Below are 14,446 nucleotides of genomic sequence, written 5' to 3'. Positions count from 1 at the left end.
TACCGCTAGCTACATCTTGTTACTGAAATTAATCAAAATTATTGGTAAAAATACCAAGTTTGGTTTTCTGTAAATAACTTACGTCTGGCTGTATCTAATCGTAGAAATGCATTTACGTCAATGTAAAGTTTAGGATGGCGCTATGCCAAGTTTTACCTTAATCTGGCTTCTGGCAGGAGCAGTCCTGTGTTTAATGGAACTGTTCTTACCATCGGCGTTTGTCGCCTTCATGATGGGAATTAGCGCTTTTGTGGTGGCGCTGCTGTCTGGAGTGGGTTTGGGAAGTGTATGGTTGCAAGTTGTAATTTGGCTATTACTTTCCACATTACTAATCGTGCTTTTTCGTCGGTTTTTGCAACCGCGACAACGCAAATCAAAAATTCAAGATGCAGTCATAGCTGAAACTTTAACAGAAATTCCGCCTGGGAAAACAGGGCGGGTGCTGTATGAAGGAAATTCTTGGCAAGCACGATGTGACGATGACAAATTTACCGTACCACCCCATCAAAGAGTTTATGTGGTTAGGAGAGAAGGTACTACTTTGATTGTGATACCAGAAAATTTGTTGAATTCTTAGTTAATGGAGAGAGGGAGAGACGAGATTAATCGCGTCTGTACAAGAGTTTGGAGCTATCATATCTCCTTCATCCCCCACTCCCCAGTCTTTACTGTCTCTTTCATATTTAAAATTAGGAGATTTAAAATGGAACAGTTTTTTTTACTAATATTTTTAGCCCTTGGTGGTTCTGCCGTAGCGGGATCTGTAAAAGTCGTCAATCAAGGCAATCAAGCTTTGGTGGAAAGATTGGGTAGTTATAACAAAAAGCTGGAACCAGGACTAAACTTTGTCATACCTTTCCTAGATAGAGTTGTCTATCGAGAAACTATCCGAGAAAAAGTTTTAGATATTCCTCCCCAACAGTGCATCACCCGTGATAACGTTGGCATTGAGGTGGATGCAGTGTTTTACTGGCGCATTGTCGATATGGAAAAAGCCTGGTACAAGGTAGAAAATCTCCAGTCGGCAATGGTAAATATGGTGCTGACTCAAATTCGCGCCGAAATGGGCCAACTGGAGTTAGATCAAACCTTTACTGCTCGTTCCCACATCAGTGAACTTTTATTACAGGATTTGGATGTTGCTACCGATCCTTGGGGTGTAAAAGTGACACGGGTAGAACTGCGAGATATTATTCCGTCTCAGGCAGTGCGTGAATCGATGGAATTGCAAATGTCGGCAGAACGACGCAAACGGGCAGCAATTTTAACTTCTGAAGGTGAACGCGAAGCTGCTGTCAATAGTGCTAGAGGTAAAGCGGAGGCGCAAATATTGGATGCCGAAGCTCGTCAAAAATCGACAATTTTGCAAGCGGAAGCTGAACAAAAGGCGATCGTTTTGAAGGCTCAAGCTGAACGTCAGCAGCAGGTTTTGAAAGCCCAAGCGATCGCAGAATCAGCAGAAATTATTGCCCAAAAGCTCCAGACGAATCCCAATGCCAATAAAGCAGTTGAAGTTCTGTTTGCCTTGGGCTATTTGGATATGGGCGCGACAATTGGTAAAAGCGATAGCAGCAAGGTCTTATTTATAGATCCGCGCACTATTCCTGCTGCTTTCGAGGGTATGCGTTCCGTTATTTCAAATGGCCAGGTTGACTCTAACGAGTTGTTTTCTAAACAAATATCAGGATTAGAAAACAACCGTCCTGGTTAGGAGTGAGGAGTGGCATTGGTGTCAACTTCAGTTTAAAACCCTTTTCAAACTTCGTTTCCAGTCTCAGACTGGGAACAAGATAATCACAATTAGCTACTGAACCACTGAAATCGGTTTCTTGCCAATGACAGTCGCCCCAGATTTCTTTATAGAAATTCACATTATTAGCCTGCATAAGCAGGCTTTTTTCTGCTAGCCACGGGCTTGAGGTTGTGGAAAAATGAAGTGCAACATCACATAGAGTTGGTATGATTATTGACTAATTTCACTAAGTTGATTTACCTGGCATTGACTGCACAACCCAAAAAACTCTAGGGTGTGGTAAAAAACTTTAAACTTATGGCTGGATTCTAACTGGTTTTCTAGGTCATGAACGGGGCATTGATTAATGGGAATTGAGACACCGCATTGCAAGCAAGTAAGGTGGTGTTTGTCTTGCTGCGCTAAACTATAGAGGGCTTCACCATTAGCCAAATTCCGCACTTGTACCATGCCTTCAAGTTTTAAGGCTTCTAGGGAACGGTAAACTGTTGCTAAACCCATGCTCTGATTTGTGTTACGTAGTTCTACGTAAATATCTTGAGCGGAAATGCCTTTTTTGATGGTTTTCAGTAGGTTGAAAATACGCTCTTGACTGCGGGTGCGTATGGCTCTCATAGACAATTATTTAAATATGCCACTGTATTTGAAGCTATTAGATGCGCTAATTGATCAATTAACTTTAACGGCTTCGTAATCTTATTTTCACTCAGTTGGAACAGAAAGTTATAGTATAGCGATCGCAGCATTCAGCAAAAGCCCGTGCAAACCAAGTATCTAGCCAAAATTTTCGTGACGCTTCGTCCTTCAGTCTTAGACCCTGCTGGCGTAGCTGTACAATCCGGTCTTAAGCAAATGGGATACGAGAACGTTGACCAGGTGCGGATTGGTAAGTACATTGAACTCACCATCACTTCGTCTGATGAAAAAAAAGCTCGTCAAGACCTCGATCGCATTTGTGACCAAATGCTAGCAAATCCCGTGATTGAAAATTATCGCTTTGATTTGATTGAGGTCGAAACCCAAACGGGAGTATTTTAGGGATTAGGGATTGGGAATTGGGGATTGGATTATTAGTTCTTCTCCCTCATCTTTCTCATCCTCCCTTGCCTCCCCTGCCTCCCCTGCCTCCCCTGCCTCCCCTGCCCCACTCCCTTTGATTAATCATGAAATTCGGTGTTATTGTTTTTCCCGGTTCTAATTGCGATCGCGATGTTGCTTATGTAACCAGAGACTTGCTCTTACAGCCGACTCGCATGGTTTGGCATCAAGAAACAGATATTGCTGATTTGGATGTCGTTATTATCCCTGGTGGCTTTAGTTACGGGGATTATCTGCGTTGCGGTGCGATCGCGCGTTTTTCACCCGTGATGCAGCAGGTTATCGAACATGCCCAAAAGGGTAAGTTTGTAATCGGTATTTGCAATGGTTTTCAGGTATTAACTGAAGCTGGACTTTTGCCAGGGGTGTTGACTAGAAATCGGGATTTGCATTTTATCTGCGATCGCGTCTCCTTGAAAATTGAGCGGACTAATCTCCCTTGGACACAAGCTTATACGACTGGTGAAATTATCACTTTGCCCATTGCCCACGGGGAGGGACAATTCTACGCTGACGCAGCCACTCTGGCAGAAATTGAAGATAACGGACAAGTTGTGTTTCGTTATGAAGGAGAAAATCCCAATGGTTCACTGAACAATATTGCCGGAATTTGCGATCGCCAAGGCAATGTGTTGGGGATGATGCCGCACCCAGAAAGAGCATCTGACGCGATGCTGGGGAATAGCGATGGCTTAAGGCTATTTCAAGGATTGTTAGAGAAGGTAGCGGCATTAGCCTAGCACCGCAGGGCGGAAGTCAAAAGTCAAAAGTTTTGTATATCAAGGCTTTTGTAAGTTTTAAAATGCTAGTTTGATTTTTGCCGCGCTGTTAGTAGTCTGTCAATAAAGAATTGATGGATAGATTCCTTGTAGAGACGGCGATTTATCGCGTCTCTCCCGAACCGTCAAAATGAAAATGAATAATTAGCAACTTGGGCTATTTGGGCAAAATCTCAAATTGGCTCACCACCCCCAAGTACCAGAAACGCCTTTGAAAGGCCCAACAATATCACTGGTGACCCAACCGCCGTAGAAGTTACCTGTTGACTGTTCACTGATTTAACGTACCTCTTTAAGAGTATCAATTTGCTTGGTAAACAACTCAGTGAATAAACTCAGCACAGTCCGTTCTTCGCGTACTTTTATATTGGCACTAATTGACATACCTGATTGTAAACTGACGTTTTTACCCTTAATCACTAAGGATTGTTTATCTAAATGGAGCTTTGCTGGAAATCTATAAAACTGATGTGTTTGATCTGGCGGTAATGCGTCTGACCCTATCCCATCCACTTCCCCTTTGATATCGCCAAATTCGCTGTAAGGAAAAGAGTCAATTCTGACATCTACCTTCATACCTTTTCGGACAAAACCAATATCTTTGTTAGTGATGAAAACTTCAGCTAAATAGTTTTCATTTGGGACTATTTGCATCAGTTTTGTGGTTGGAGTTGCTACGAATCCAGGGTTTTTTGCTTGTAAATCGAAAACTGTTCCGGCTACAGGCGCACGCAGTTCTTGATATTTAACATTTAACTGTGCTTGAGAGATTTTACTATTGACATCTGCCAAACGTTGCTCATTATCTAAAATAACTTTCATGAATTGGCTATCGATTTCGGCAATGCGCTGTTTGTTATCAGCTATCTTATCCAAAATGTTTTTATCAGAAAGAGCCACCGTATTGCTTAACTCTTGTTGCCCTTTTTGTATATCAAACTGGAGACGTTTTTCTTCCTCGCCTAGTTGCGCTACTTCTGCTGTGCGATTTTGTACTTCTTGTTGTTGGTTGAGATATTGAAGCTGAGAAATACCACCTTGTTCTGCTAATATCTTAAGTTTAGCTAAAATCCCCTCTTGAATAGCTAAACTTGCTTTACTATCTTCTAGCTTATATTTATTTTGAGCTAGTTGTTTTTTGGTTTTTTCTACTTCTAACCGCGCTGCTGAAGAGCGAGAGTCTAATTCTTTTTTGGCAACTTGTAGAAGTTGTTGCTCATCAATACCTAGTGCAGAACCTACACCAGAATTTTTTAATTGAGTCCGTAATAATTCATTTTCTGCTACTAACGTTGCCCGACTTTTCAGGAGAAAAGCAGTTTCTTGTGGCAAATTACCGCGCAAATACAATAGTTCAGAACCAGTAGTGTTAGTTGCCGTCATCAATCGGCGATAAATCTGGTTTTCTTGAGTTAATGCAACGCGAATTTTCTTCAAAGAATCTAATTCAGCAACAGAAGCGATGGAATCGAAAGTCAGCAACAAATCTCCTGGCTTTACTGCTTGCCCATCTTTAACATTAACTGTTTTCACGACTCCACTAACAGGAGCCTGAACTTCTTTGACTGTTCCTTCTGGCTTTAATTGCCCTGTTGCTGGCACTACTTGCTCAATTTTGGCAAAGTAAGCCCAAGCAATCCCAAAACAGGCTAGGGCCATTAGGGTGATCATGATTGTACGCGACCAAATTGGAGATTGGCGCAAGACAATAGATTGCTCAAATTCCTGACTACTTGAGTTGATTAAAGACTGTTGAGCAGCTTTCTGTTGTTTTGTAAGTACTAATGAATCTTGCTTGACTCCATTTTTGTGATTGCCGTTTTTCTGATTGCCGTTGACATGATTCCCATTAAGTTGAGTCATAACGATTTTAGATTTTGGACTTGTCGTGAGCGTTGAGTCGAACGATTTTAGATTTTGGATTTTTTGTAGGGTGGGCACTCTTTACCAATGCGAAAACCTTGATTTTGATATTTTGTGATAGTACCTACCCTATAGTTATTGCTATATCTATAAGAATGTTAGTCAAACTGAAAATCCTTTAAAAAAGAGGCAAGAAGTGAGGGGGAGAAATCAATTCAAAATTTAAGAACCTTCTGCCTCCTCTTTCCCAATGCCCAATGCAATGACTAATTACAAGTTCACATCTTGTTGCTGATACAGGTAAAAATAATGACCTTTAGTAGCCATTAATTCGTGATGGCTACCTTGTTCTATAACCCTGCTATTATCCATCACAACAATCATGTCTGCATTACTTACAGTGTTCAGCCTATGGGTAATAAAAAATACTGTATCACCTTTGAATGCTTTGGCTAAATTGAGACATATTTGCCGTTCTGTGGGATAATCTAATGCGCTGGTTGCTTCATCTAAAACCAGTAATTTTGGTCGTTGTAAAACTGAGCGAGCGATCGCAATTCTTTGTCGTTGTCCCCCTGAAAGTGCAGAACCCCGTTCTCCCACCCGCGTGTTGTAACCGTTAGGTAAATTCATAACAAATTCGTGGGCACACGCAACCTGAGCCGCTTCGATAATTTCTTCGGTTGTCGCATCAGGATTAGTTAGGGCAATATTTTCCTGAACGCTGCCGTCAAACAACAACGTTTCTTGGGGAACTACGCCAATTTGTCGTCGCAGTGAATAGAGTTCAACTTTGGCAATATCATAACCATCAATCAAAATTCTGCCGGACTCAGTTTCGTAAAGTCTCAGCAGTAACTTCATCATCGTACTTTTGCCAGATCCACTTTGTCCGACAATGCCGACAAATTTTCCTGGCTCAAATTCGAGGTTGACATTAGAAAGTTGCAGAGGGCCACTTGTGCCAAAACGGAAGGAAACATTTTCATATTTCACTGCTCCCTTTATCGTGGGTAAGGGTATATTGTAGCGGTCTGTTTCTCCTTCTTGTGGCGTATCGACAATATCGCTTAAACGCTCTAGAGACAAGGCTGTTTCTTGGAAGCTTTGCCAGAGTTGAGCTAAACGCAATATTGGGCTGGTGACGTAACCCGAAATAATTCTAAAGGCAATTAATTCGCCTAAAGTTAATTCTCCTTTGAGTACTAAATAAGCTCCTACCCACAAAACGAGTAAGCTACTGAGTTTGTTGAGAAAGTTGCTGGTAGAGTTAGCAAGGGTGGAAGTTACAACCGTTTTAAAACCAGCAGCGACAAACCGAGCGTAACGCTCTTGCCAAGAAAAGCGCGATCGCAATTCGATGTTTTGCGCTTTTACGGTTTGAATTCCTGACATCACCTCAACTAAATAAGATTGAGTTTCGGCGTTGCGTTCGGCTTTAGCACGTAACTGTCTACTAATGGTTGGAGAAGCAACTAAGGTGATAATCACAAATACTGGAATTGTGCTTAAGCCTACTAAGGTGAGTTGCCAACTGTAAATCAGCATTACACCAATATAAACCAGCGAAAATAGAGCATCTAATCCGACTGTTAAGGCAGTACCCGTCAAGAATTGGCGGATATTTTCTAATTCGTTGATGCGAGTGGAAAGTTCACCCACCGGTCGGCGTTCAAAGTAGCGCAGTGGTAAACGTAATAAGTGGTCAATAATTTGCGACCCTAAACCCATATCGATCCGGTTAGTGGTATCGACAAATAAGTAGGTTCGTAAGGTAGTCAATACGGCTTCAAATAGCCCAACTACTAATAGTAAAACCCCCAAAATATGTAGTGTGCCAATACTATTTTGAGTGATAACTTTGTCGATAATTAACTGAACCACCAGAGGATTCGCCAACGCTGCCAACTGTACGAAGAAGGAAGCGACAAAAACCTCTATCAGGACTCGACGGTGGCGTGACAAATAGGGTAGAAACCACCGTAAACTAAAACGTTCTTGCGGTGTTTGATTAGTTGCACTGAGCAGTAATACCCTAACTTTGGGCGGAAAGTCGGTTGGATCAACATCTAATTGTTCAACCAATTGAGCGGGTTTGCAGCGCACAATTCCTTTGGATGGGACACCCACAACCACGGTATTTGCATCCACTTCATATAAAACGGCAAAATTATCACCATAACGAATCAGCGCCGGTGTCGGAATACGCGTCACTGAGGCGATTGGTAGCTCTAGCAACTGCGCTTTAAGTCCGATTAACTCTGCCAGGTAAGCAGTAACTTGAAACGATATGACACCCTGACGTTTGACTTGCTCAGTTAAGATGCGGCGAACCACTTCTCGACGAAACGGCATTTCTAGATGCTTCGCGATCATTTGGAAGCAGGCGAAGGCTGTATTTAATTCTCCCTTACCACTAAAAAACGGGTATTTTTGTTTTGACGAATTCTTTGAGGTTGGGGGGGCTGTTTGGGGAACTATTTCATCTGATGCGTAGGGGATATCTAATTCTTCTGCGCTATCTGATTTAGTGTTACTTACCGCAAGCACTATCTCATGACTATCTTCCAAGATCAAATCTGACGGATGTATGCCAACCAACCGGGCGGGGTTTTGACTTATGACTTGGATATTGTCTCTGGCATCATCCGATTCTAGGCGATCGCCAGGTGAGAAATTCGTTACTGTACCTCCGCCACTCAAAAACCAGACTCTTTCCCTATCGAGTTGGTTGAATGGAGTTGCCCCTGGAGGTAGGTAATGTATTTTCGCCTGTGGTAGGGCGTTTTCTGCCACTTCTTTAAAATTTAAAGTAGCGAGGGGTTGCCGTTTCCAATACGAGCTGAGAATATCGAAAACTTCCACTAAATAGCTGTGGTTCTTGCGAGCATTGGCAAAATCTGGGTATAAACCCAGAAAACTAAAATATGCCGATGCACTGACGGTTAAACATACTACTTCGGTAGAGGCGATCGCTGTTTCACAAGCGACATCGCGCAACAAACCAATTTCGCCGATAATTTCCCCTGGTTGCAGCAATTTTAGGGTAATTGGCAATTGCGTGTGGGTGTCATATCCCAACAGGCGCACTTGTCCCTCATAAATGATGGTGATGTGTTCTGGGAGACTTTCTTTACCGATAATTTTTTGACCTATCCGATAGCGCCAAGCTTGCACCTGTTCTGATAGGTTAGCGATCGCTGCATCTGGTAAGCAATCAAACCCTTCTATGGTGGTGACAAATTCGAGGAAACTGTTCTTAATATAAGTCATATAAAACAAGTAAAAGTGAGGAATTAAGCCGAAATTATTAGGGAGTATTTCTTATTAACAGTGCTAGTCTTTGCTTTTATGCTAGTCGTGGCAAGACTTATGTCGAATTCCGGTGTCTAAATATGTAAAAGTACAGATGGGAGGTTCGTCTAATTGCAGACCTGTACTTGTATCACACGGTAGCAATTGTTATGCGTTTTTCAAAATCAAGTAAAGTGTAAATACCTTGAGGACAAGCTTTCACTTAGTGAACGTTACATAATTTATACAACTTTTATATAAATATTTAGCATTGTAATTATGTAAAATGGATACTCATCATCAAACTAAGATGCAGAAACGCAGTTATTAAATTTAGCGTTGCCCATTTTAATATATGTAATCAACATGAAACTATCACAAATGCTTTACTAAGTAAATACCCTAATTAAGAATTATGTAATAACAAAAACTTTAAATTTTTAAATTATTTTTTACAAATTCTTCTAGGGATTGATAGTATCACTGATGGCAAAGATGCTAAACTTTCCTTGGTAAACAACGCCATACCAGATTTATGAAAGAATTCTCCATCACTTTTTAGCTAGTTTAATTTAATAAAAATTAACCAGAAAGTAAAGGTGAAGATTTTTTGTCACATTATAGGTATTAACTATTAAATTTAGGAACCAAAGACAATAACTGCCTTCGGTAAATTTACTGATTTAATTAATATCGAGTCTATCTAATCTTCATGCATAAAACAACCCTATCTCACAACCGGGATGGGGTTGTTTTACGATACTAAGTAATTACCTGCGTTTGATATTATGCAGGATTCACACTTAGTTTTACCTGTACAATTATATCGTTGTAATCTTTGTCACCACCATTTGCCAAATCCTCAAAGCCAAAGGTGTTGTTCCCTAACATCCGAATGTGATCTGTCTTGTCTGAGTTAGCACCCAAGAATGCGAAGTAAACATCCTTATTGGCATTGCTATTGAGAATCGCATCGGGAGTACCATCAACAATAATAAATGGTGCAAACAGAGAATCAGCCCCGAAAGTCCCAGTGGAATTTGCTGTCCCTTGGTTATTCACTGTCAAGTCAATGCCTGAAACACGCCCACGCACGGCGGCTTGGGCGTAACCAGCCTGTCCAACGAGAATATCTGCTTTGCCATCGCCATTAGTGTCAATGCCACCATTCTGATCGGCCACCTGATAAAAGCCCACAAAGTTGTTGTAAGAAGCTTCTCTGTTGACTGCAAAGTTAGCTGTTACCGATTGTGCCACACCCCGTAAATCAATCAGTTCCCCTTGATACTGATCTTGCAGACCTGTACCTAAAGTTACTTCTTGATCTGTTGGCTGAATCGTCACAACCAAATTCGGGAAGTTGAGAGAAAACCCTTCTTCTGTGTTGTTATTTGTAGGTGAGGAAAAAGTAACGCTTGAGAAAGAGCTTTTTCCAGATAGTATATCCTGAGTAGTAGTGTTAGATACCAGATAAAATCTGAGTTTGGTATCAGAGTCAAATTCTAGGATGTTTGTTAGGTCGGCAGGATTAAAACCATTCGGCAGATTAGCAAGGGTAGAGAAAATCACCTTGGAGCGCAAAAGAGCCGCTTGCGTATAGCCTTCTGCACCTGGGGCTATGCCGTTAATCCTACCTTGTTCATCGTCAACGGTAAATACACTCAGTTCATTCACCTCTTTGGAGGTGTTGGTTTTAGTCTTGACTGAGAGTCTTGCTTTATCAGTTTTAATGTTCAGCTTAGTCTTGACACCAAAGATATCGTCTGTAATTTTTGTTAGTAGAGGAGTGCCGTCAGCGATCGCAATTGTAAACACATCATCGGCTTTTTCTCCAGCAACATCCTGAGCGGTAACTTTGATGTTTACACTACCTATGTCCCGATTTTCGGGAGTACCACTGAAAGTCCTGGTAGCAGCATCGAACTTCAACCCATTCGGCAGAGGGGTATTGTCAGAAAGAGTTGCAGTATAGGTGAGGGTATCTCCGACATCTGGATCGTTGAAGGTGTCATCTGGTACAGTGAAGCTGAAGAAATTACCTTGGGTGGCTTGTTGGTCAGGGATTTCATTTGCCACCACTGGAGGATCATTGACATTATTAACCGTGATTTTAAACACATCACTGACTTGTTCTCCAGCAATATCCTGAGCGGTAACTTTGATGTTTACACTACCTACATCCCGATTCTCAGGAGTACCAGTGAAAGTCTGGGTAGCAGCATTGAACTTCAACCCATTCGGCAGAGGAGTATTGTTGGAAAGAGTTGCAGTGTAGGTGAGGATATCTCCAGCATCCACATCCGTGAAGGTGTTAGGTGGTACAGTGAAGGTGAAGAAAATACCTTGGGTGGCTTGTTGGTCTGCGATCGGCTTGGACAAGTCTGGTGCTGTCATAATCTTACTGATTAATACTTACTATTTATGAATATCTTCGCCAAAAGAAGAGGATGAAAAAATCAGGCTGAAGTAGTAGAGTTATTTTCTCTCACTACGACAACTCAAAATGCCCTCTTCAGTCCGTGCCGGATATCTTATCACTGTTACACTACCGCAGATCAACGCTACAACGGAAGCGACAATTGAACCACTTAAATATAAAACCTCACCCTGCCTCCCAATACGGTTCAGTTAAGGTGCATAGGTCTTAAAGATCCCCCTTAAAAAGGGGGAAATAGAGCCATTTTTAGCAAGCCTTTTTAAGGGGGGTTGGGGGGATCGAGTCTTATCCGAACCGTATTGCCCTGCCTCCGGCTTGCCTCTTTGTAAGTTCGGAGAGGGATTGAGGGTGAGGTTTTGTACTTTATTAAATCCGCGTTCCTAAGCCACGATGCTAGCAGAGAAAACGAAATCATTTACAGTGAGGCTAGTTGATGCAATTCCCTGCAATGAAACCAACTCTGTATTTCCGATTTTCACGATAGTATCAGCACCCTGTTGCAATAGCCTGAGATTACTGAGGCTAATACCGCCCAGCCCGATTTTATCAATGCCTTCCGCAAAATCAGTCACAATGTTTTTGCTAGCTGGCAGACTGGCGTTAGCAATCCAAAACTGGTCAGCACCAGCACCACCACTCAAGCGATTACCGCCTCCAAGACCTGCAAATAGCACATCATCACCATCACCACCAAACAGAGAATCATTTACATTGGAGAAGAGTTTGTCATCCCCAGAACCACCGTAGAGACGGTTATTGCTACCTTGACTCTTGAGGGTGTCATTACCTGAACCACCGAAGGACAGTTGACGAGTTCCTTCAACTACTGTCAACGTATCATTACCTGCTGCCCCAAACAAATTATTACTACCATTGGCTTCAACTACGGTAATTTCATCATTACCAGCACCACCATCAGCACTAGTGTTGTTAGCAGGACTATTTGCGCCAATCAAGACTTGATCGTTACCGTCCCCTGTAAACACCGAGGAGCTACTGCCGACCACCACCGTGTCATTACCTTTTCCAGTGAAAATTGTGTTACCTTTATTACCCTCTACAAAGTCTGCTCCATCACCTGTGAATAAGGTTTGATTTGGCTTGAGGGCGACATCATCACTACTGGTAGAATCAAATTGAAGGTCTAGTGTTGTCAATCCAACAGTGCGACCATCAAACCCTGCGGCTGTAAAGTACTGAGTATTACCTACACTTTGATAATCTAGAGTTGTTGCTTGACCATTAGTAGTTTCTTCCGAAGTCAAGACTTGTTTAGTGGAGAGAACTGCATTCGGGCCTCCCACTAATGCTTCTGTAATGGCACGACCTTTCAAATCGCCATTACTGGGAATATCTAACCCCAAAATACGAGCAAGTGTAGGCGTTACATCAGCATTACTAACGGGCGCATAGTCCACATAGCCTTGTTTAAAGTCAGGGCCAATAGCCTCCATGTTATTGAAAGTATCACCTCGACCAAAGCTGCCATGCATCCCCTGCCCTTGCTGCAAAGTTGTATCAGCAATTTCTACTTGAGCTTGAGGGTTGTTTGGGTTGCTTGGGTCAGTGCTAAAGGTTTTGAAGTTGATAACTAAAGAGGGAACTGGTGTTTTAGCATCACCTTTTAGCCCGATCGCACTCAGTGGTAAAGCACCTGGGATGTCTCCATAGGCATCATCTACAAAAATACCACTGATGTAGTCTTTTTGTGAAAGCAAATCCACGACCTGTTTAGCAAAGTTAGCATTGCCATTGGGCAGATAAATCAAGTCAGATCCACCATTGGCAGCTACAACTATCTTTGTACCTGGGTCAAGTTGGCCATTAATTACCTGACCTTTACCACCAATTACACCATTCCCAGAAATAGGACGTTGACCTTTTGTGGCATCAACAGTTGCATACTGGATCTGGTTGAGGTTTGGGGGAAGGGTTGTAGGGTTAGGATCGTATAAGGGTAGACCTAGATCGTGAGCCAAATCAATCGCCACAAAACCTGCTGGTAGAAATCCCGGATTTACGCCTTCATAAGTTTGGGTGGCAGCATAACTTGTAGTTTTTGTGCCTTGGCTATCAATAGCTTGTTTGCTAATGGTAGAAAAACCGTGATCGGAAGTAACAATGACATCAGTAGTCTTGTCCAAGCCTGTGCTTTTGAGATAGTCAAGAAGCTGCTTTAAATTATTATCAGCATTCTTAACCCCAGCTTTTGAAGTAGGCCCATTGATACCTGGTGTCAAAGTGTTTAAGCTATCACCCTGATTGTGTTGACTACCATCAGGATCTCTTGACCAGTAAACCAATGCGAATGGTTTACCGTCTTCCTGAAACTTGGGTAAAATTACTTTGGTAGTGGCATCTGCAAAATATTGTTGTTGAGCTACATTGGCATTCAGAGTGCCAGGAGTCGTATTATTACCGGCTGGCTGGACTCGTGGTGTGGGTTTTACATCCAGACCAGCCGCTTGTAAGCGGTTGACAATATCTGGATCGAGTGGAACACCAGAAGGTGAACCGGCGGCTGTAGGGGGAGGTGTTGCACCATTTGTAGTGTCATCAATAATAATTGTATCGGGAGTAGGAATAGTACCTGTAGTACCACCTTCTCGGTTAACTTGGGTAACATCTTGGATGGCAACTGGCCCTAGTTTACCAACTGCTGCTGTGTTGAAACCCTGCGATCGCGCATAAGCTAAGAGTGACTCTTCATCTAAAAAGTTGTTACCAGGAAACTTTTCGTCAATATCCCCCAGAACTGCATCATTTTCAATGAATGGCGTGACGCTACCATTGGCATTAGGACTAGGAAAACCAGTGTAAATAGTGTTGCTAAAGTCACCTGTATCACCAAGATAATGCCCTGTTGCGATCGCAGAAGCATTGGGCGTGGTAAATGTCGGAAACAGAGAATGACTATTGGCGAAAGTTACTCCCTGCTGACGGATGCTATATAAAGTTGGGGTATCAATGGGGTTTACAGAACCGTTACGCAATCCATCAGCAACAAAAATAATGACATTTCTACCGTTGCCGTTTGTATTAGCCATGTCAGTTAGTCCTTAAGTATTGTGAGCTACAATTGATTAATGGCAGCAATTCTATGTCTGTAGACTGAGCAATTAATTACACTCAACCGAAACGAAAAATTCTTTGCTAGAGAAACCTGGGTAGTACTTGGCGACAAAATGCTTGGTATCCACATAAATTAGTGGAGAAAATCAA

At 42.2% G+C, this 14,446-nt stretch carries 9 protein-coding genes and 1 pseudogene; 4 read left to right on the top strand and 6 right to left on the bottom strand.

The annotated features are described in order from the left end of the window. Window positions 1-142 precede the first annotated feature (142 nt). On the top strand, window positions 143-577 hold the full coding sequence (locus V7K25_RS11015; RefSeq protein WP_335157770.1) for an NfeD family protein: 435 nt from the start codon (window positions 143-145) through the stop codon (window positions 575-577). A gap of 126 nt (window positions 578-703) precedes the next feature. Next, window positions 704-1,711, top strand: coding sequence for an SPFH domain-containing protein (locus V7K25_RS11010; RefSeq protein ID WP_335157768.1), 1,008 nt, complete (start codon window positions 704-706; stop codon window positions 1,709-1,711). A gap of 252 nt (window positions 1,712-1,963) precedes the next feature. Here V7K25_RS11010 and V7K25_RS11005 read toward each other — a convergent pair whose 3' ends face one another. Then, on the bottom strand, window positions 1,964-2,368 hold the full coding sequence (locus V7K25_RS11005; protein ID WP_335157766.1) for a Fur family transcriptional regulator: 405 nt from the start codon (window positions 2,366-2,368) through the stop codon (window positions 1,964-1,966). A 144-nt stretch (window positions 2,369-2,512) separates the two neighbouring features. Between V7K25_RS11005 and purS the strand changes: the two genes are divergently transcribed. Beyond that, the gene (gene purS / locus V7K25_RS11000) at window positions 2,513-2,791 is read left to right on the top strand and encodes a phosphoribosylformylglycinamidine synthase subunit PurS (protein WP_100897184.1); all 279 of its coding nucleotides are present in this window, start codon (window positions 2,513-2,515) and stop codon (window positions 2,789-2,791) included. Between the two features lie 125 nt (window positions 2,792-2,916). Next, window positions 2,917-3,591 carry a phosphoribosylformylglycinamidine synthase subunit PurQ gene (gene purQ / locus V7K25_RS10995; RefSeq protein ID WP_335157763.1) on the top strand — a complete coding sequence of 225 codons (675 nt, stop codon included), beginning with the start codon at window positions 2,917-2,919 and terminating at the stop codon, window positions 3,589-3,591. Window positions 3,592-3,813: 222 nt separating this feature from the next. Here the strand turns inward: purQ and V7K25_RS31595 are convergent. The 5 genes and pseudogenes from V7K25_RS31595 to V7K25_RS10975 all read right to left on the bottom strand — a co-directional run. Continuing rightward, window positions 3,814-3,891 (bottom strand): annotated as a pseudogene (locus V7K25_RS31595) (DUF427 domain-containing protein); the annotation flags it as partial. 18 nt (window positions 3,892-3,909) lie between these two features. After that, complete coding sequence (locus V7K25_RS10990) at window positions 3,910-5,493, bottom strand: HlyD family efflux transporter periplasmic adaptor subunit (protein ID WP_335157761.1); 1,584 nt, start codon at window positions 5,491-5,493, stop codon at window positions 3,910-3,912. A 270-nt stretch (window positions 5,494-5,763) separates the two neighbouring features. Continuing rightward, window positions 5,764-8,766 carry a peptidase domain-containing ABC transporter gene (locus V7K25_RS10985; protein ID WP_335157759.1) on the bottom strand — a complete coding sequence of 1,001 codons (3,003 nt, stop codon included), beginning with the start codon at window positions 8,764-8,766 and terminating at the stop codon, window positions 5,764-5,766. Between the two features lie 807 nt (window positions 8,767-9,573). Continuing rightward, entirely contained in the window at window positions 9,574-11,181 is a 1,608-nt protein-coding gene (locus V7K25_RS10980) for a putative Ig domain-containing protein (RefSeq protein ID WP_335157757.1), read from the bottom strand. A gap of 423 nt (window positions 11,182-11,604) precedes the next feature. Further along, window positions 11,605-14,271, bottom strand: coding sequence for an alkaline phosphatase family protein (locus tag V7K25_RS10975; protein WP_335157755.1), 2,667 nt, complete (start codon window positions 14,269-14,271; stop codon window positions 11,605-11,607). Window positions 14,272-14,446: the final 175 nt, after the last annotated feature.

Source organism: Nostoc sp. (assembly GCF_036919495.1).
Lineage (GTDB): Bacteria > Cyanobacteriota > Cyanobacteriia > Cyanobacteriales > Nostocaceae > Nostoc.
The sequence above is the reverse complement of the archived record's forward strand: the minus strand, read 5'-3'. Positions and strand labels throughout refer to the sequence as shown.

Coding starts and splice junctions, on each gene's coding strand:
- V7K25_RS10975 (WP_335157755.1), bottom strand. CDS start 14,271: ATGGCTAATACAAACGGCAACGGTAGAAATGTCATTATTTTTGTTGCT.
- purQ (WP_335157763.1), top strand. CDS start 2,917: ATGAAATTCGGTGTTATTGTTTTTCCCGGTTCTAATTGCGATCGCGAT.
- V7K25_RS11015 (WP_335157770.1), top strand. CDS start 143: ATGCCAAGTTTTACCTTAATCTGGCTTCTGGCAGGAGCAGTCCTGTGT.
- V7K25_RS10985 (WP_335157759.1), bottom strand. CDS start 8,766: ATGACTTATATTAAGAACAGTTTCCTCGAATTTGTCACCACCATAGAA.
- V7K25_RS10980 (WP_335157757.1), bottom strand. CDS start 11,181: ATGACAGCACCAGACTTGTCCAAGCCGATCGCAGACCAACAAGCCACC.
- V7K25_RS11005 (WP_335157766.1), bottom strand. CDS start 2,368: ATGAGAGCCATACGCACCCGCAGTCAAGAGCGTATTTTCAACCTACTG.
- V7K25_RS10990 (WP_335157761.1), bottom strand. CDS start 5,493: ATGACTCAACTTAATGGGAATCATGTCAACGGCAATCAGAAAAACGGC.
- V7K25_RS11010 (WP_335157768.1), top strand. CDS start 704: ATGGAACAGTTTTTTTTACTAATATTTTTAGCCCTTGGTGGTTCTGCC.